Raw genomic sequence first — 17,934 nt, 5'->3', positions numbered from 1 at the left:
CACGCTCTGCTTTGCCCACCCTACGAGAGCTGGGGCGGAGCAAACAGTCTCAACCCAGCTTCAACAGCACCTGCAAAAACTCCTCCACGGCCTTGCGCGCTTCAGCGGCTGTCTTCGGATTGCCGCCGACATGCGGGTTGAGCTCGACACAGGCGTCCTTGTAGGAGAAGGGCGCGTTGGTATCGCCGTTCATCAGCACGCCGCCGTCACCTTCCTTGATGCGGCAGTTGCGCACGGTTTGCGCGTTCGCGGACACGGCGACGGTGTTGAGGCCGAGCAGGCCGCTGTCAAATCCGTGCGCGCTATCGGGATATTCGGTCAGCGACACGTCGCGCCCGGCCGCTTTGAGCCGTTCGACAAAGGCCTTGCAGCTCTTCACGGGATTGTAGTCGTCGGGTGCGCCGTGGAAGATGCGGATCGGGCGCGCGGCGACCTCGGCATCGCTCTGATACGTCGTTGAACAGTCCGGATAGAACGGGATGTAAGCCGCGAACTGGATACCGGACTTGTTCCAGAGCTTGTGGAAGCGCTCGAGGCTCGCATAGAGCGTCGCCTGTCCGCCGCGCGAAAAGCCCATCAGCACGATGCGATCAGGATCGACGCGGGGATGCTTTGCCAGGATCTCCAGCGAGCGGTAGATATCGACGATCAGATTGAGCCGGCCGAGCAAGGCCTGGTTCGGCCCGACCACCGTGAGGCCACGCCCCGTAAAACCATCGATCACGAAGGTGGAGATGCCCATGGCGTTGAGCGCGTGCACCCAGGCTTCCGTGGTGGCGCCGACGCCGCTCGAGCCGTGCATCAGCACCACCACGGGAAGCTTGCCGGTGCCCTGGGCCACGCGGAGTTCGCCCGCGACGGTCACCGGCTTGCCGGCCGCCGCATCGCCGCTGAGGAATTGCTGGTCGGAGAGGGTGAGCGAGGAGATCGGATAGATCTCGGCGCGCGTGGCGACTTCCTTGGGAAGGGATTGTGCGTTGGCGCCAATGCCGACCAACAGAATTGAAATGCAAAGCGCCATAGCGACGCGGAATGCCGTCGGCATCGGGTCCCCCTTGTGATTTTGATCGAGTAGAACAACAGGCCCGCGCGCTGTCAATTTGGCGTGCGGCAGCTCTCAGGCGGGATCGGCCGTTTTCTTCGCCGTCAGCGCCTGGTCGATCGCAAAGCCGCCGATCTCGCTCATCGCCTGCGAGATCACGTCGCCGCGTCTAGCAAAGCCGTTCGAGAGATACTCGAACTGCGTCCGCGCCAGCCGCAGCACCTCGATCGGCACGGAGACCACGGTCTCGTTGAAACTGTCGACAGAGGCGCGCAGCGTGTCGAGCTCCGTGCTGAGCTTGCCGATATGACTCTCGGCATGCTGCATCAGGCCAAGCAGCTTGCCGCGCTCGGCATCGAATGCGGCTCGCTCGGCCGCGGTCGCTGCGGTGACCTCGGCAAGCTGCGTCCGCAGCGCTGCGATCTGGCTCACCATGGCATCGCGAGCAAGCTCGGCGGCCTCGCGCAGCTCGGTGTTGCGCGTGCTCTCGACCTGCTGTTCGTGATAGAGCCGCTCGGCCGACATCGCCCGCTGTGCCAGCGATACGATCAGGCTTGCTGCGCGCAGTAGCATCTCGCCGTTCCGTCCCGACACCATGCTGGCCATGCGCCGCAGGAAGTCGATGATTTCCGACGATGAGTTCGGCGGCAGGGGGACGACCGTCGCGGACATCTCAGTGATGCTTGCGTGATGCTCGAGCCGAGGCGTAATGACCGCCGCCGTACCGACTGGGCTCACGCAACATTCGGCGCCTGATCGTGAGCTTGAAGCAAGCCTGAATCGGCTGGCCTGGTCAACTGGGCCGGACCACCAAATTTGCAGGCCGCGCGCGGGTCAGGCGTCCTTCTGCCGGCCGATCCGCCCCAGATGGGTGAAGCCGAACCCCGCGGAATATTTCAGGCCATAGCCGAGCGCCCGGTCGATGCCGATATGGGCGAGCCAGATCAAGGCGATGGACAGAGTCAAAGGCGAGGCGAGGCCGAAGCCAAGTGTCAGCAGCGACACCGGCGCCATGTAGCTGTGGGCGGCATTGTAGACCAGTGCGCCGAGTTTTGCGTCGGAGAGGTATGCCAGGAAGCTCAGGTCGGGGACGAGGAAGAGCAGGGCAAACACTAGCCAGGAGCCGTCCCACGCCCAGTAGAGCATCACCATGCCAGCGAACAGGGTGAGGCCCTCCAGCCGCAGCAGGATGTTGACACCGCCCGTCGCCGCACCAGTCTCGGCCGTTCCTTCGTCCATGCTCGCCTCCCAGGCAAAACTTTGTAATTCCTTGCGCTTTCACGCTGCGGCAGGGCAGCCCTGCGGCACCGAAAGGCGCTTTCCGGCCCGCAAAATGCCGTGTTAGAACCCCGCATCACTTAAGAACTGGCGGGAGCAAATGAAACACATCCTGGACGCCCTTGAAGATCGTCGTGCCGGTGCCAAGCTCGGCGGCGGGGTAAAGCGCATCGAGGCGCAGCACGCCCGCGGCAAGCTGACAGCGCGCGAGCGCATCGAGCTCTTGCTCGACAAGGGATCGTTCGAGGAATTCGACATGTTCGTCGAGCATCGCTCCACCGAGTTCGGCATGGAGAAGACCAAGGTGCCGGGCGATGGCGTCGTCACCGGCTGGGGCACCGTCAACGGCCGCAAGACCTTCGTCTTCGCCAAGGATTTTACGGTGTTCGGCGGTTCTCTCTCGGAAACGCACGCGCTGAAAATTACGAAACTTCAGGACATGGCGATGAAGGCGCGGGCGCCCATCATCGGTCTCTATGACGCCGGTGGCGCCCGCATCCAGGAGGGCGTCGCCGCGCTCGCCGGCTATTCCTACGTGTTCCGCCGCAACGTGCTCGCCTCGGGCGTGATCCCGCAGATATCAGTCATCATGGGCCCCTGCGCCGGCGGCGACGTCTATTCGCCTGCGATGACCGACTTCATCTTCATGGTGAAGAACACCAGCTACATGTTCGTCACCGGCCCGGACGTGGTGAAGACCGTCACCAACGAGGTCGTCACCGCCGAAGAGCTCGGCGGCGCCTCGGTGCACGCCACGCGCTCCTCGATCGCCGATGGCGCCTTCGAGAACGACGTCGAGACGCTGCTGCAGATGCGCCGTCTGATCGACTTCCTGCCGTCCAACAACACCGACGGCGTGCCGGAATGGCCGAGCTTCGACGACATCGGCCGGGTCGACATGTCGTTGGACACGCTGGTCCCCGACAATCCGAACAAGCCCTACGACATGAAGGAATTGATCCTGAAGGTCGTGGACGAGGGCGATTTCTTCGAGATCGCGGAAGCCTTCGCCAAGAACATCGTCACGGGCTTTGGCCGCATCGCCGGCCGTACCGTCGGCTTCGTCGCCAACCAGCCGATGGTGCTGGCTGGCGTGCTCGACAGCGATGCTTCGCGGAAAGCGGCGCGCTTCGTTCGTTTTTGTGATGCCTTCAACATCCCGATCGTCACCTTCGTCGACGTGCCGGGCTTCCTGCCGGGCACGAGCCAAGAATATGGCGGCCTGATCAAGCATGGCGCAAAGCTCTTGTTCGCGTACTCGCAATGCACCGTGCCGCTGGTGACCATCATCACCCGTAAGGCCTATGGCGGCGCCTTCGACGTCATGGCCTCCAAGGAGATCGGCGCCGACATGAACTACGCCTGGCCGACCGCCCAGATCGCGGTGATGGGCGCCAAGGGCGCGGTCGAGATCATCTTCCGCTCCGACATCGGTGACCCCGACAAGATCGCGGCGCGAACGAAGGAATACGAAGACCGCTTCCTGTCCCCCTTCATCGCCGCCGAGCGCGGCTATATCGACGACGTCATCATGCCGCACTCGACAAGGAAGCGGATCGCCCGGGCGCTGGCGATGCTGAAGGACAAGAAGACGGAAATGCCGGCGAAGAAGCACGACAATTTGCCGTTATGAGAAAGATGTCGCTCGGATGAGCGTAGCGACATCCGGTCTTTGCTTAAGCCCCGCATGTCGCTTCGCTCATGTGGGCTGCTGGTTTCTTCTGATTTGGTATCCTTGATCCAATGACCGAAGACGATCCGACCGACGAGATTTCCGATATTGAGGCACGGATCGAAGCGCTCGCCGAGATCGCCGAGCGCTGCCGGAAGTACATCCTGGCCTCCAAGATCGCGATCGGCGGCGGTGCGGCGCTGCTCTTGATCACGATCCTCGGCCTGTTCGGGACAGGTCAGACCGCTGCACTCGGGTCGATCGCGCTGGTGCTGGGCGGGATCGTGTCGCTCGGCTCGAACATCAGCACGTTGCGGCAGACGGACGAGGCCATCAGTGCCGCGGAGGCGCGTCGTTCGGCCTTGATCGGAAGCATCGATCTTCGCGTTGTTGCCGACGCACCGCTGAAGCTGGTGTGACGCGCCGCGTCTACGGTGCGTAGGGTGGGTTAGCCCTGCAGATGCGCAAAGCGCATCTGCAGGGCTAACCCACCTCTTTTCTCTCCGCGGCGACAGAATTGGTGGGTTACGCCCAGCGGACTGCGCTTCGCGCAGCCGCAAGGCTAACCCACCCTACGAGATCCCGCGCGCCTTATCCGCCGCAACGAAATGCGCCATCTGGTCGGCACGGGCCTTGGCGAAGGCTGGGCGGGCCGTGGCCCGGGCGAGGTAAGCACGGCAAGCCGGGTGGTTCGCCAGTCCCTCGAAGCGGTCGACGGGGCGCAGCACGTCCGACATCAGGATGTCGGCGACGGAGAAGGACCCCGCCAACCATTCGCGGCGGGCTAGAACCAGTTCGAGATGCTTGAGGCGAACCCCAAGGAACCCGTCCAGGAATTTCCATGCCGGCGTGTCGTCCGCATCGCCCATGAACTTCAGCATCGCCCAGGGCAGGCTCGCCATCTCCACCGAATTGAGCGCGGCGAACACCCATTTCGTCGCCTCAACGCGGCCGCGCGGATTTGACGGCATCAGCTTGTCGCTGCGCTCGCCGAGATGCAGCAGGATCGCGCCGCTTTCGAAGATCGAGAGGTCGCCGTCGGTCAGCCACGGCACCTGGCCGAAGGGCTGGTGCGCGAGATGCGCGGGGCCGCGGTCGTCGAATGGCACGCTTGCGACGCGATAGGGCAAGGCGGCTTCTTCGAGCGCCCAGCGCACACGGAGGTCGCGCACGAAACCTCTGGGCATCTCGGGAACCCAATCGAAGGTAGTCAGCGTGAGATCGGCCATGTGTTGTCTCCGTGTCCTGATTCAGATCAAGGACGAGCGAAGGGCACGCGTTCCGACACCGCTGCCAACTGTTTTTGTCGCCGTCGGATGAAGCAGCTAGTCTCGCCCAAACAATGGGAGGAAACCCGATGCCATCAGCCTTCTTCGTCGTCCGTGCCACCGTCTCCGACGGCAGCAAGCGCGCCGCCTTCGACAGATGGTACGAGACGGAACATCTGCCCGACGCGGTGAAGGCGTTTGGCGTCAGCAGAGCCTGGCGGTTCTGGAGCCTGGACGATCCCTCGCTGCACCAGGCCATGTATCAATTCGATGACGAGACGAAGCTCGCCGCGATGCTGAAGGGTGATGCGCTCAAGCGCCTGACCGCCGACTTCAACCGCGACTGGCCCGATGTGACGCGCACGCGCGAGACGCTGGTGCTGGCGCAGGAGTTCGCGACGTAGGGCGGAGGGCTACGAATTCTCCAATTAATCTGAACGCCTGATTCAGCTTTGGTTCATGTCGTGACCACGACACTTCTTCTGCATCACAGGCACGATGATCCAAGAGGAAGAAGCCATGGAGCGCCGGAACTTTTTGAAACTTGCATTGGGGGTGACGGCGGGAGCCGCCGCCTTCGCTGCGACCGCGCAGGCCGCGCCGCTGTCACCGCAGCCGGTCGCTGATCCCACCCGCATGCCGCAGGGCAGTTCCGATGCTCATCCCGCAGTCACCACCAGCGAGGAAGCCGCGCAGGCGAAGCCTGAGCAGGTGCACTGGCGTGGGCGCGGCCGGCATTGGGGCTGGCGCCGCCGACACTGGGGTTGGCGTCGCCGGCGCTGGCATCGCCGTCATTACTGGTAAGCTCGCGACAATTCGCGAATTGGACGGGGATCGCCGCCGGCGGTCCCCGTTTCGATTCTGGAGCCGCTCCGATTCCACGGCGGACGCAAGTCGGCAGCGGTGCCCAAACGAAAATGGCCGCGCAGGCTGATCCCGCGCGGCCATTTTGCAATACGAAAGGATCAGAATGGACGGCAGCGGCCGGCGTACCAGCGGAAGCCGTAGGGGCACACGCGCGCGCGGGGCACCACGACGACCGGCGCCGGCGCGACTACGACGGGGCCGGGACGCACCACGACCGGGCCGCGCATCGGACGGCAGCCGCCATAGGGGCCGCGATACCAGCCGGGGCCGCAGCCGCCGGCGGCGCTGGCCGCCTCGCTGAAACCGACGACTGCGCTGGCGAGCATGACGGCGGCAAACAGATATTTCATTTGATCTTCCTTCTGGTCCTTGGGGCAGGCTTAGGGGGATGGCGCTTGCGGCGCACAATGAATCAAAAGACACGATTCGACACGCTAAACCTATGCGTGCCGACACGTCGCGATCCAAACCTGCCAATCATGACCTGAATGCGGCGTGAACGTTCCTCCGCATACGGCTTCAGGCGACAACGATGGCGCTAGATGCTTTGTTTGACGCGTTTTCTTTACGCGAGCCGGTGTCCACTTCGCTCGAAACGCTCTAGCGGCCAAGAAAGCCCAGCACCAGCTCCCGATACTTCTCCGGCGCCTCCAGGAAGACGAGGTGACCGGTGTCCGGGATCACCTCGGCCCGCGCATTCGGCATCTTCGCGGTGAGCGCTTTGGTGAGTTCGGCGTTCTGTCCCATCTTGGCGCGCAGCGCCTCCGGCGCGCTCAGTCGTCCCGGTGCGTTGTGATCGTCGGCACCCATCACGAACAGCGTGGGCAGCGTGATGAGCGGGATCTCGTGCGCGACCGGCTCGCGATAGATCATCTGGCCGGAGCTGACGAAGGCGCGCAGCCAGCGCGGATAATCGGGGCTGCCTTTGATGTTGAAACGGGCATCGATGAACGGCGTGATCGCCTCCGGCGGCAGCTTGATTGCGTAATTGGTCTGGAGTTGCTTGCGATAGCCGTCCGCCGTGAGCTTGTCCTCGGTCTCGATCATCTTCTCGGTTGGCGTCGGCGGCACGTAGAGGCGATAGTCCTCCAGTCCGATCGGCGCGGTCAGCACCAGATGGGCGATACGGTCGGGATAGGCGCGGGCGATGCGTACACCGAGCATGCCGCCAAGGGAGTGGGCGACGATGTCGGCCTTGTCGATCTTGAGCTGATCGAGCAGCGCAATCGTGTTGCGCGCCAGCGTGTCGAAATGCAGCTCGCCGGCCGGCTTGGATGATTTGCCGAAGCCGATCTGGTCCGGCACGACGACGCGATAACCCGCCTCGCTCAGCATCTTGATCACGGGGGCCCAGTAGCTCGACGGGAAATTGCGCCCGTGCAGCAGCACGACGGTGCGGCCGTTCGGCCGTGCGGGGGACACGTCCATATAGGCCATGCTGAGCTGCTCGCCGTCATTGACGAGCGGCAAGAGGTGCACGGGATAGGGATAGGCAAAGCCTTCGAGCGCGATGCCATAGGGCTCGCGGGGCGCGGTGTCGGTGGCGCGGGATGCAAGCGGGATGCTGAAGAGGGCGGCAGCGAGTGCGGCCGAGAAGATGCGGTTCATTGAGGTCTCCGGTGTGCCCGGGCAAAAGCGCGAAGCGCGTCTTCGCGAACTTGTCCCGGGCATCCACGTGCCAGCCGCAATAAAGACGTGGCTTGCCGGGTCAAGCCCGGCCATGACGAGAGGCGGAGTTCACACGGGATTGTGTGCCGTCACGCAGCTTGCGTGATCAGTCCTTCCTATTCCCGAACAGCGCGGCGAACTGCTTCTCGCCGGTGCGGGTGAAATTCACGACGCGGCTGCCGGGCGTGGCGTCGCGTGCGGCCCATTTGAGTTCGGCGAAGCGCTGCATCATCGCGGCCCCCAGCGTGCCGGCGAGATGATGCCGCCGCTCGCTCCAGTCGAGGCAGGCCTTGCACACCGGGCGGCGCGGATGGGTGAGCATGTCGGGCGAGATCTGCAAATGCTTGGCGAGGAAGCGCTCGCCCTCGGCCGTCAGCTCGATCTCCTGCTTCCTCTGCCTGACCAGCTGTCGCGCGCGCATGGTGTCGAGCATCTGCACGCCGAGATCGCCGGCGAGATGATCATAGCAGATCCGCGCGCGCCGCAACGCCGGATCCTTCGGCCCGGTACGCACGCGCATGTGGCCGGTCCGCGCGGCAAGCCCCGCGAGACCTTCGAGCACGCCGGCGACGTCGTCGTCGGTGAGGCGGTAGTAGCGGTGCCGGCCCTGCTTCTCCGGCTCGACGAGGCCGCCGGCCTCGAGCTTCGACAGGTGCGAGCTCGCAGTCTGCGGCGTGATGCCGGCCTCCTGCGCCAGCTCGCTGGCAGTGAGCGCACGGCCGTTCATCAGCGCGGTCAGCATGTTGGCGCGGGCGGGATCGCCGACCAGCGAAGCAACCATGGCGATGTCAGGGCCTGATTTCATGCTTCGATGGTAGCCGAAGCATCGCCGTCGGGCAAGGGCGTAGTCTCTCACCGCGCTGTCATTGCGAGCGCAGCGAAGCAATCCAGAGATGTTTCCGCGGAGGGATTCCTGGATTGCTTCGCTGCGCTCGCAATGACGATGTGGAATAGGAGAGCCCATCATGTCCGTCACCGTCTTCATCCGCTACCAGCTCGATCCGTTCAAGCGCGCGCAGTTCGAGGAATATTCGAAACGCTGGCTCACCATCATCCCGAAATGCGGCGGCGAGCTGATCGGCTATTTCATGCCGCATGAGGGCACCAACAACATCGCCTTCGCGTTGATCACCTTCGAGAGCCTGGCCGCCTATGAAGCCTATCGTGCGCGGCTGCGGCAGGACGCCGAAGGCATGGCGAACTTCCATTTCGCCGAGGAGAACAACTTCATCCTCGCGGAAGAGCGCACCTTCCTACGCAAAGTGGTATTGTAGGCCACGACATCGTTAGCAGGAGACGCCCATGATCGCCGTGATCTTCGAAGTCTGGCCGAAGCCGGAACACCGCCAGGACTATTTCGACCTTGCGGCCGACCTGAAGCCGATCCTGCAAACCATCGACGGTTTCATCTCGGTCGAGCGTTTCGAGAGCCTCACCGAAAAGGGCAAGATCCTGTCGGTGTCGTTCTGGCGGGATGAGGCGGCCGTCGAGGCCTGGCGCAACACGATGGAGCATCGCCGCACCCAGGCCAAGGGCAGGGCGAAGATATTCGCCGACTATCATTTGCGCATCGCCAGCGTCATCCGTGACTATGGCATGAACGATCGGGAGCAGGCGCCGAAGGACAGCCGCGCGGTGCACGACGCGCACTAATGCTGCCGGGCGCGCACTAGCGCTGCCCTGAATGCGCGCCTATGTCTTCGCGGCCAATCAGGGAGAGAAACATGCACGTGACAACCGCTGACAAGCGCGCAACCTTCAAGAAGATGCACGAGAGCGGCTGCTTCATCCTGCCCAATCCGGTCGATGTCGGCAGCGCCAAAGCATTGCAGCATCTCGGCTTCAAGGCGATTGCGTCATCGAGCGCGGGCTTTGCCTGGACCATCGGCAAGGCCGATAATCACGTCAGTGTCGAGGACGTCTGTCAGCATCTGGCAGCATTGAGCTCCGCCGTCGACATCCCCGTCAACGCGGATTTCGAGGGCGGCTTTGCTGTCGAGCCGGACAAGGTCGCCGACAACGTCGAGCGCTGCGTGCGCACCGGCGTTGCCGGCCTGTCGATCGAGGATTCCACCGGCGACAAGGCCAAGCCGCTCTACGACCGCGCGCTTGCGGTCGAGCGGATCAAGGCCTCGCGCAAGGCGATCGGCGACAGCGGCACGCTGCTGGTCGGCCGCTGCGAGGCGTATTTGTGGGGTGTGACCGACCTCAAGCTGGTCATCGACCGGCTCACCGCCTACGCGGATGCCGGCGCCGACTGCCTCTATGCGCCGGGTCTGAAGAGCCGCGAGGACATTGCGGCGGTGGTGAAGGCGGTGCATCCAAAACCGTTCAATCTCCTGATCGGCGGCGCCGGCCTGTCGTTGCAGGAGGCTGCCGATCTCGGCGTGCGCCGGATCAGCGTTGGTGGCTCGCTCGCCCGCGCCGCCTGGGGCGGTTTCATGCGGGCGGCGAAGGAAATGGCGGAGCAGGGAACCTTCACCGAGCTCGGCAACGGCTATTCCGGCGGCGAGCTCAACAAGATGTTCAGCTGACCCAAACGAAAAGCGGCGGGATCTGAGGTCCCGCCGCTCTCGCATCCTCTCGGTGTCATGCCCCGCCTGGTGCGCAATTGCGCACGGGGGGCGGGGCATCCATTACGCCGCGACTTCTCGATTCAGCCACGACTGTCTCGGAGTGCTGGGTCGCCCGGTCAAGCCGGGCGACGGCAGCTATCGTGTTACTCTACTTCGCGCCATCAGACGGCGTCTGCGTATCCGGAGCCTGCTTGCTCGGTGCCGCACCCGTGGTCACGCCCGGCCCGGTGTTGTTGCGCGGCGTTACGTCGCGCATACCGGGAGGCGAGGCCGGATTGGTCGGCTGCGTCTGCGCGGTCTGCGAGGCCGGTGTGTTGCTGGCCTGGTTGGTCGTGCTGGTATTGTTCAGACCGTAGAACACGGCACCCAGCACTAGCGCAATCGCAACGGCGAACAGCGCAACTTTGCCGCTGGAGGCGGGGCCTTCGCCAAGTTCGGGATCGGCCTGAAGGTCGGCGTCCCGGCGCGCCGCGCGAAGATACTCATCGTCGGCGAGGTTCGGGCGGTACGGATCGTTGGGAAAACGGTCGTCAGCCATCGATTGGTCTCCTCGGGTTATTGCCGCGGGACAACCCGTGGATGCGAGATTCTGTTCCCGGCGCTTTATGCTTTCGTCGCATGTTGCTCCCGCCGCGGGAATCAGGAACCTGTCCAGGGAACCGTGGGCTAAGTTCCACGGCGGACCGGGGAACAAATCCATGTGGAGCCTGCCGCCGACCGACAGCGTGCTGCATCTTCTGGCGTTCGTCGCCTTGACGGCAGAGGGCATGACGGCCGCGCTGGCCGCCGGTCGGCGCAGCATGGACTATGTCGGCGTTTGTCTTCTCGCCTGCGTGACCGCGCTTGGCGGCGGCACGCTGCGCGACCTGTTTCTCGGGCACTATCCGCTGGTGTGGGTCGCCAACCCGATCTACCTCGCGCTGCCGGGCGGAGCAGCTCTGCTGACGATCCTGATCGCGCGGCTGGTGCATCGGCTGCACCTCGCCTTCATCGTGCTCGATGCCATCGGCCTCGTCGTCTTCACCATGATCGGCTGCAACGTCGGCTGGCAGATGGATGCCTCGCTGCCGATCGTGATCGTCTCGGGCATGGTGACAGGCTGCGCCGGCGGCGTGTTGCGCGACGTGCTCTGCAACGATGTGCCGCTCCTGTTCCGATCCGAGCTCTACGCCAGCGTCTCGGTCGTGACCGGGCTGTTCTACGCCACCGCCTTCGGTCTCAATCTCAATGCCGAGCTCTGGACGATCTTGACCTTCGTGCTCGGCCTCAGCTTCCGTCTGCTCGCGGTCCGCTACCGATGGGAGATGCCGAAATTCGTGTTCACGGGAGACGAAAAGAAATAGCGCGCACTCTTCGCCTCGCCTCGCTTGCGGGGAGAGGCCGACGCGCGAAGCGTGGCGGGTGAGAGGGAGTCGAGTCGAGCTGGTCGGCATACGCACAGCTCCATCCACGTCGTCATTGCGAGCCAACGGGTCCGCGCGAAGCGCGGCCCGATGACAGGCTCCGCGAAGCAATCCAGAATCCCTCGGCGGTGGCAGTCTGGATTGCTTCGTCGCAAGAGCTCCTCGCAATGACGGTGAGGATGCGACGGTGACCTACTCCTCCTCTTTCCTCGCCTTCGCCACCTGCGATGGCGTCACCAGCGGGCCCGCATTGCCCCAGGAATTGCGCATGTAGTTCGTCACCGCGGCGATCTCGTCGTCGGACAATTGCTTGGCATAGGCCGGCATCTCGCCGGTGTTGGGCGCGCGCGGCGTCGTCACGGTGTGGGCGCCGTCGAGGATGATGCGCAATGTAGAGGACGGATTGATCGATTGCAGCAGCGCGTTGCCGGGCAGCGGCGGATAGATCCGCGGGCTGCCCGTGCCGTCGGCCTCATGGCAGGCGACGCAGAGCTTTGCGTAGACCGCCTGACCGGCCTTCATCTCGGCATCGTCAGGGGGCGTCACGATGGTCTCGCGCCGCGCCGGCGGCAGGCTCTTCAGATAGACCGCGATTGCTTGCACATCGGCATCGCTCATCTTCGAGGTCGAGTTGACGACCACCTCCGCCATCGGCCCGCCAGCATGGCTTTTGGTGTTGCGGCCGCTTTGCAGATATTCGGTGATATCGTCGGCGCTCCACGACTTCAGCCCGGTGCGGGCGGCGCCGTCGAGCCTTGGTGCATACCAGCCGCCGATCTCGCTGCCGGACAGCGCCTGCGCCTGCTTGTCCACGCCAAAATAGTTCTTCGGCGTATGGCAGGCGCCGCAATGACCGAGACCGGTGACGAGATAGCCGCCTCTGTTCCACGCGGCGCTCTGGCTCTGGTCCGGCTCGAACAGGCCGGGCTTGAAGTACAGATAGTTCCAGACCCGCATCAGGCCGCGATAGCCGAACGGCCAGCGCAGCTCCGGCGGCTTGTTGCGGTTAGCTAGGGGCACCAGCGTTCCCAGGTAGGCGCGGATCGCCAGCGTGTCGTCCTTCGTCATCCGCGTGAAGTAGGGATAGGGAAACGCCGGGTAGTAGTTCGAACCATCAGGCGCGACGCCATAGCGCACGGCGCGCGTGAAGTCGGCATCGGTCCAGGCGCCGATCCCGGTGTCGCGGTCAGGTGTCAGGTTCGGCGCATAGATCGCACCGAAGGGCGTGTCGATGCGCTTTCCGCCCGCGAACGGCTTAGCCGGATCGGCAGTGTGGCAGCCCGCGCAGCCACCGGCCTCGACCAGCGTCTTGCCGTAGGCGATCAGCTCCGGTGAGGGCTCGGCGGCGCGGGCCGCGCTTCCAACTGCACTGCACAACGCCAAACCCACGAGAGCCGAGCCAACCAGAATCGTCCGCATCGAAAGCCTCTCCTGCGACCAATCGCCCGCATCCGGCATGACGGGGCATCAATTCATTTCGCGACGGCGGGGGTATGGTGACACAAATTGAAAATGCCCAGCGTGTTTCAGGCCACGAAATTGCGATTTTTACCCGGCGCTGCCTTTGGTCCAGATTTGTGATGCGGAGCGTGAAATTTCCGACATAAAGTGGCGCAGGTGGTCGGCGCGCCCTAGCTAAAAACGACGGGCAGGCAACGGCTTAAGTGGCCAAACGCCAAGAAGGGTGGAAGAGGACAGCATGGGCATCAACCAGGGTCCGATCAGTCTCGATCAGAAATATACCCAGCAAACTGGACACGTCTTCACCACCGGCATTCAGGCGCTGGTGCGCCTGCCCATGGCCCAGATTCGGCGCGATCGCGCCAACGGCCTCAACACTGCGGGCTTTATCTCCGGCTATCGCGGCTCGCCGCTCGGCGGTTATGACCAGCAGCTCTTCGCGGCGCGAAAACACCTCGAACAGTACAACGTCAAGTTCCAGCCCGGCGTGAACGAGGATCTTGCCGCAACCGCCGTGTGGGGCTCGCAGCAGCTCAATCTCTCGCCCGGCGCCAAATATGATGGCGTCGTCGGCATTTGGTACGGCAAGGGCCCCGGCGTCGACCGCTGCGGCGACGTGTTCCGCCACGGCAATGCCGCCGGCTCGGCCAAGAACGGCGGCGTATTGTGTCTTGCCGGCGACGACCACGGCGCAAAATCCTCCACCGTCCCGCATCAGTCCGACCATGCCTTCATCTCGGCGCTGATGCCGTATCTCTACCCCTCGAGCATCCACGAGATGATCGAGATGGGTCTGCTCGGCATCGCGATGTCGCGCTACTCGGGCTGCTGGGTCGGCATGAAGGTGATCACGGAGACGGTCGAGACCACCGCCGAGATCGACCTCACCGACGAGATGAAGCCCTTCATCATCCCCTCCGATTTCGAGCTGCCGCCCGGCGGGCTCAATCTGCGCTGGCCCGATGACCGTTTCGAGCAGGACCGCCGTCTGCAGGACTACAAGGGCTTTGCCGCGATCGCCTTTGCGCGCGCCAACAGGGTCAACCGCATCACCATGGATTCGCCGAACGCCCGCTTCGGCATCATGGCATCGGGCAAGAGCTACGAGGACGTACGGCAGGCGCTGCGCGAGCTTGGGATCACCGAGGAGGTCGCCGCCAAGATCGGCCTGCGCCTCTACAAGATCGGCATGCCCTGGCCGCTGGAGCCGGAAGGCGTACGGCAGTTCGCCATCGGGCTCGAAGAGATCTTCATCGTCGAGGAGCGCCGCGAGATCGTCGAGAACCAGGTTAAGCAGGAGCTGTTCAACTGGCGTGACGACGTTCGTCCGCGCATCGTCGGCAAGATGGACGAGCACGACAAGCGCTTTTTGACCTTCGCCGCCGAGCTCAGCGTCGCCTCGCTTGCGACCTCGCTGACCGAGCGCCTGCTTCGACTTAATCTCAACCCTGAAATTGCGGAGATGCTCCGCGTCAAGGCCGACTGGTTCAACGGCCGCCAGGCCACGCAGATGCAGGCGGTCGCGCCTGTTTCCCGCACCCCGTATTTCTGCTCGGGCTGTCCCCACAACACCTCGACGAAAGTCCCCGAAGGCAGCCGCGCGCTTGCCGGCATCGGCTGTCACTTCATGGCGCTGTGGATGGACCGTTCGACCGAGACGTTCACGCATATGGGCGGCGAGGGCGTGCCGTGGGTCGGCATCGCGCCGTTCACCAACGAGAACCACATCTTCGCGAATCTCGGTGACGGCACCTATTTCCATTCGGGCATTCTCGCCATCCGCCAGGCGATCGCCTCCAAGGCCAACATCACCTACAAGATCCTCTACAACGACGCCGTTGCCATGACCGGCGGTCAGCGCCATGACGGCGATCTCTCGCCGCAGAAGATCATGGCGCAGCTTTATGCCGAGGGCATCAGCGAGATTTACCTCGTCTCCGAGAATCCCGACGCTTACCCGGCCGACACCATCGCGCCCGGCGTGAAGAAGTATCACCGCGACGAGCTCGACAACGTCATGAAGATGTGCCGCGAATACAAGGGCACGTCTGCGATCGTGTTCGTTCAGACTTGCGCGGCCGAGAAGCGTCGCCGCCGCAAGCGCGGCTTGATGGAAGATCCGGCGCGCCGGGTGATGATCAACCCGGCGGTCTGCGAAGGCTGCGGCGACTGCTCGGTGCAGTCGAACTGCATCTCGGTCGAGCCGCTGGAGACCGAGTTCGGCCGCAAACGGGCCATCAACCAGTCGTCCTGCAACAAGGACTATTCCTGCCTGAAGGGCTTCTGCCCGTCTTTCGTCACGATCGACGGCGGTGCGCCGCGCCACCGCGCGCCGGCGGAGCTTGCCGACATCGGAGAACTGCCGGAGCCTGTGTCGCGTCCCACGCTGGATAAGCCTTACAATATCGCGGTCGGCGGCGTCGGCGGCACCGGTGTGCTCACCATCGGCGCGCTGCTCGGCATGGCCGCTCATATCGAGGGCAAGGCCTCGATGATCCTCGACATGTCGGGTCTGGCGCAGAAGGGTGGGGCGGTGCTCAGCCACGTCCGCCTGTCGGATCATCCGGCCGAGGTGACTTGCTCGCGCATCGTCACCGGAACGGCCGATCTCGTGCTCGCGGCCGACGAGGTGGTCGCGGTTGCCAAGGATACGATCTCACTCTGTGACTCCAGCCGCACGCACGGCATCATCAACAGCCACGTCATCCCCACCGCCGACTTCATCCTCAACCGCGATTTCAACTTCCAGACCCGCAAGCTGAACGCGGTGCTGGAGACGGCCTTGCACAAGGACTCCGTATTCTTCGATTTCACCAGACCGGCCGAGCAGCTCCTCGGCGATGCCATCGCCACCAACATGATGATGATGGGCTATGCCTATCAGAAGGGGCTGTTCCCGCTGTCGGCGGAGTCGATCGAGCAGGCCATCGAAGTCAACGGCGTCTCGATCAAGATGAACAAGGAGGCCTTCCGCCTTGGACGTCTCGCGGTCGCCGACCCCAAGCGCCTCGCCGACATGCTGAAGGGGACGGACGAGGTCATTGCGCCCAAGACGCTGGAGGCGATGACGCTGGACGAGGTCATCGAGCATCGCGCCAAGCACCTCACCGCCTACCAGAACAATCGTCTCGCCAAGCGTTATCGCAAGCTGGTCGACCAGGTTCGCGATGCCGCCAAGCAGGGCGGCTATGGCGATGCACTGCCGCGCGCGGTCGCGGTCAACTACGCCAAGCTCCTGGCCTACAAGGACGAATACGAAGTCGCACGCCTCTACACCGACGGCGCCTTCGAGCAGCAGCTCCGCGACCAGTTCGAGGGCGACTTCAAGTTCAACTTCAACCTGGCACCACCGATCCTCAGCAGCGGCGTCGATGCGCAGGGCCGTCCGAAGAAGCGCGCCTTCGGCCCGTGGATGCTGAACGTCTTCCGCGTGCTGGCAAAATTCAAATTCCTGCGCGGCACCCCTTTCGACATCTTCGGCCGCAGCGCCGACCGCAAGCTCGAGCGCGATTTGATCGCCGGCTACGAGAAGGATGTCTCAACCGTGCTCGGCCTGCTGTCGCCGGTCACGCACGACACCGCCGTCGAGCTGTTGTCACTGCCCGACCGCATCCGCGGCTATGGCCCGGTGAAGGAGAAGGCGGTGAACGACGCCAAGGCCCGCTATGCCCAGCTCGCCGCCGACCTCGCCAACCCGCCGCCCGCGCCAAGGCAGATCGCAGCGGAGTAGGCAGTCCTATAGGGTGGGCAAAGCGAAGCGTGCCCACGTCTTCAGGATTGATCTCGGCGAGATGGTGGGCACGGCGCGTTGCGCCTTTGCCCACCCTACAGCACCACCCCTTGCGTTGCCCGTCGGGCAAAACACTCATGCCATGGGTCAATCCGCTAGCGGAAAAATATTCCACTTTACCGAAATTCGGAATTGTCGTAGCTATCGCTCACCTCATCCCAGTCGGAGGGGCGTATCGCGATCGTCACGAAACGCGGGGTGAGTGGCGGTGGACGTGGGCTGCGTCGCACGGGGGATTGTCTCGCGTGCACGACGGGCGCGGTCTCGCGTACGGCAAAATCGTGTGGTCCTGACGCCCGGGGTCTGTGCGTCAAGTCTTGCGGTCACTCGCAAGGCGACGGGGGCAATAGTGCATCGCTCCCCGGGGAGAGCGCGACATAAGCCGTAAAGCTACTGCGCAGGGAAGGCCGGATGTTTGGCTTCACCTGTATGCCGCTGTGCATCTGTTCTTCGCGCATTTCGCGCACAGCGGACCGTGGGTGCCCAGCCGGCACCCGGTCTTCCCTGCGCCCTCTGTTCAAGGAGGGAGTAAGACGGGAGCAAAACTCGGGCGACACGCGCCGCGAGGACGCGGGTGTGTGTCTGGGAACGCGTTTTGAGTTGAAAGAGCGCTATCAGTGCCCACGAACTCCGTCATTGCGAGCCACCGGGTCCGCGCGAAGCGCGGCCCGATGACAGGCTCCGCGAAGCAATCCAGAATCCTTCCGCGGAGGGACTCTGGATTGCTTCGTCGCATCAGCGCAAAATTGCTCTGCAATTTTGTCGCGAGCTCCTCGCAATGACGACGGGGAGGCAGCGAGCGAGCAATGCATGACCGTCATCCTGAGAGCCTGACTCAAAAAGGGCGGCGAGCTTTTTAGGGTGCAGCGAGGCGTCTTGTCAGCAGCCTGAGATGGGCAACATGAAGCC

General features: G+C 63.9%; 18 protein-coding genes. 9 read left to right on the top strand and 9 right to left on the bottom strand.

Annotated features, from left to right (window positions below; all coding sequences use genetic code 11):
* Positions 1–49: 49 nt before the first annotated feature.
* The 3 genes from BLV07_RS34195 to BLV07_RS34185 all read right to left on the bottom strand — a co-directional run bounded on the left by BLV07_RS34195 (position 50) and on the right by BLV07_RS34185 (position 2,281).
* A complete protein-coding gene (locus tag BLV07_RS34195; RefSeq protein WP_091894710.1) occupies positions 50–1,045 on the bottom strand; it encodes a dienelactone hydrolase family protein in 996 nt (331 codons plus the stop codon).
* A 72-nt stretch (positions 1,046–1,117) separates the two neighbouring features.
* Positions 1,118–1,714 carry a hypothetical protein gene (locus BLV07_RS34190; protein WP_176945942.1) on the bottom strand — a complete coding sequence of 199 codons (597 nt, stop codon included), beginning with the start codon at positions 1,712–1,714 and terminating at the stop codon, positions 1,118–1,120.
* A gap of 162 nt (positions 1,715–1,876) precedes the next feature.
* Complete coding sequence (locus tag BLV07_RS34185; RefSeq protein ID WP_091894706.1) at positions 1,877–2,281, bottom strand: DUF4260 domain-containing protein; 405 nt, start codon at positions 2,279–2,281, stop codon at positions 1,877–1,879.
* 139 nt (positions 2,282–2,420) lie between these two features.
* Between BLV07_RS34185 and BLV07_RS34180 the strand changes: the two genes are divergently transcribed.
* Together BLV07_RS34180 and BLV07_RS34175 are read left to right on the top strand one after the other, a co-directional pair.
* Positions 2,421–3,953, top strand: a complete 1,533-nt coding sequence (locus BLV07_RS34180; protein ID WP_091894704.1) for an acyl-CoA carboxylase subunit beta — start codon at positions 2,421–2,423, stop codon at positions 3,951–3,953.
* A 110-nt stretch (positions 3,954–4,063) separates the two neighbouring features.
* The gene (locus tag BLV07_RS34175) at positions 4,064–4,411 is read left to right on the top strand and encodes a hypothetical protein (RefSeq protein WP_091894702.1); all 348 of its coding nucleotides are present in this window, start codon (positions 4,064–4,066) and stop codon (positions 4,409–4,411) included.
* Positions 4,412–4,564: 153 nt separating this feature from the next.
* On the opposite strand, the gene BLV07_RS34170 is transcribed toward BLV07_RS34175, so the two are convergent.
* A complete protein-coding gene (locus BLV07_RS34170) occupies positions 4,565–5,221 on the bottom strand; it encodes a glutathione S-transferase family protein (protein ID WP_091894700.1) in 657 nt (218 codons plus the stop codon).
* A gap of 128 nt (positions 5,222–5,349) precedes the next feature.
* Here BLV07_RS34170 and BLV07_RS34165 point away from each other — a divergent pair, with 128 nt between their 5' ends.
* Together BLV07_RS34165 and BLV07_RS34160 are read left to right on the top strand one after the other, a co-directional pair.
* Positions 5,350–5,664 (top strand): hypothetical protein, encoded by a 315-nt coding sequence (locus BLV07_RS34165; protein WP_143035574.1) that lies wholly within the window; start codon positions 5,350–5,352, stop codon positions 5,662–5,664.
* A gap of 115 nt (positions 5,665–5,779) precedes the next feature.
* Positions 5,780–6,064, top strand: a complete 285-nt coding sequence (locus tag BLV07_RS34160; RefSeq protein WP_091894783.1) for a twin-arginine translocation signal domain-containing protein — start codon at positions 5,780–5,782, stop codon at positions 6,062–6,064.
* A 161-nt stretch (positions 6,065–6,225) separates the two neighbouring features.
* On the opposite strand, the gene BLV07_RS34155 is transcribed toward BLV07_RS34160, so the two are convergent.
* The 3 genes from BLV07_RS34155 to BLV07_RS34145 all read right to left on the bottom strand — a co-directional run bounded on the left by BLV07_RS34155 (position 6,226) and on the right by BLV07_RS34145 (position 8,600).
* Positions 6,226–6,477 carry a GCG_CRPN prefix-to-repeats domain-containing protein gene (locus tag BLV07_RS34155; protein ID WP_091894698.1) on the bottom strand — a complete coding sequence of 84 codons (252 nt, stop codon included), beginning with the start codon at positions 6,475–6,477 and terminating at the stop codon, positions 6,226–6,228.
* A gap of 250 nt (positions 6,478–6,727) precedes the next feature.
* Entirely contained in the window at positions 6,728–7,735 is a 1,008-nt protein-coding gene (locus BLV07_RS34150; protein WP_091894696.1) for an alpha/beta fold hydrolase, read from the bottom strand.
* A 166-nt stretch (positions 7,736–7,901) separates the two neighbouring features.
* A complete protein-coding gene (locus tag BLV07_RS34145) occupies positions 7,902–8,600 on the bottom strand; it encodes a winged helix-turn-helix domain-containing protein (RefSeq protein ID WP_176945941.1) in 699 nt (232 codons plus the stop codon).
* A gap of 160 nt (positions 8,601–8,760) precedes the next feature.
* Between BLV07_RS34145 and BLV07_RS34140 the strand changes: the two genes are divergently transcribed.
* The 3 genes from BLV07_RS34140 (at position 8,761) to BLV07_RS34130 (ending at position 10,329) form a co-directional block, all read left to right on the top strand.
* Positions 8,761–9,069, top strand: a complete 309-nt coding sequence (locus BLV07_RS34140; RefSeq protein WP_091894694.1) for an NIPSNAP family protein — start codon at positions 8,761–8,763, stop codon at positions 9,067–9,069.
* A 28-nt stretch (positions 9,070–9,097) separates the two neighbouring features.
* Positions 9,098–9,448 (top strand): antibiotic biosynthesis monooxygenase family protein, encoded by a 351-nt coding sequence (locus BLV07_RS34135; protein WP_091894692.1) that lies wholly within the window; start codon positions 9,098–9,100, stop codon positions 9,446–9,448.
* A 71-nt stretch (positions 9,449–9,519) separates the two neighbouring features.
* Positions 9,520–10,329: an isocitrate lyase/PEP mutase family protein gene (locus BLV07_RS34130; RefSeq protein ID WP_091894690.1), complete on the top strand. Its 810-nt coding sequence runs from the start codon at positions 9,520–9,522 to the stop codon at positions 10,327–10,329.
* 190 nt (positions 10,330–10,519) lie between these two features.
* Here the strand turns inward: BLV07_RS34130 and BLV07_RS34125 are convergent, their stop codons facing one another.
* Positions 10,520–10,909 (bottom strand): hypothetical protein, encoded by a 390-nt coding sequence (locus BLV07_RS34125; RefSeq protein WP_091894688.1) that lies wholly within the window; start codon positions 10,907–10,909, stop codon positions 10,520–10,522.
* A gap of 160 nt (positions 10,910–11,069) precedes the next feature.
* Between BLV07_RS34125 and BLV07_RS34120 the strand changes: the two genes are divergently transcribed.
* On the top strand, positions 11,070–11,714 hold the full coding sequence (locus tag BLV07_RS34120; protein ID WP_091894686.1) for a trimeric intracellular cation channel family protein: 645 nt from the start codon (positions 11,070–11,072) through the stop codon (positions 11,712–11,714).
* Between the two features lie 252 nt (positions 11,715–11,966).
* Here BLV07_RS34120 and BLV07_RS34115 read toward each other — a convergent pair whose 3' ends face one another.
* Complete coding sequence (locus BLV07_RS34115; RefSeq protein ID WP_091894779.1) at positions 11,967–13,193, bottom strand: c-type cytochrome; 1,227 nt, start codon at positions 13,191–13,193, stop codon at positions 11,967–11,969.
* 280 nt (positions 13,194–13,473) lie between these two features.
* Between BLV07_RS34115 and BLV07_RS34110 the strand changes: the two genes are divergently transcribed.
* Positions 13,474–16,965 carry an indolepyruvate ferredoxin oxidoreductase family protein gene (locus BLV07_RS34110; protein WP_091894684.1) on the top strand — a complete coding sequence of 1,164 codons (3,492 nt, stop codon included), beginning with the start codon at positions 13,474–13,476 and terminating at the stop codon, positions 16,963–16,965.
* Positions 16,966–17,934: the final 969 nt, after the last annotated feature.

It is taken from the genome of Bradyrhizobium sp. Rc2d (assembly GCF_900099855.1).
Lineage (GTDB): Bacteria > Pseudomonadota > Alphaproteobacteria > Rhizobiales > Xanthobacteraceae > Bradyrhizobium.
This window is presented reverse-complemented; position numbering and strand designations above follow the sequence as displayed.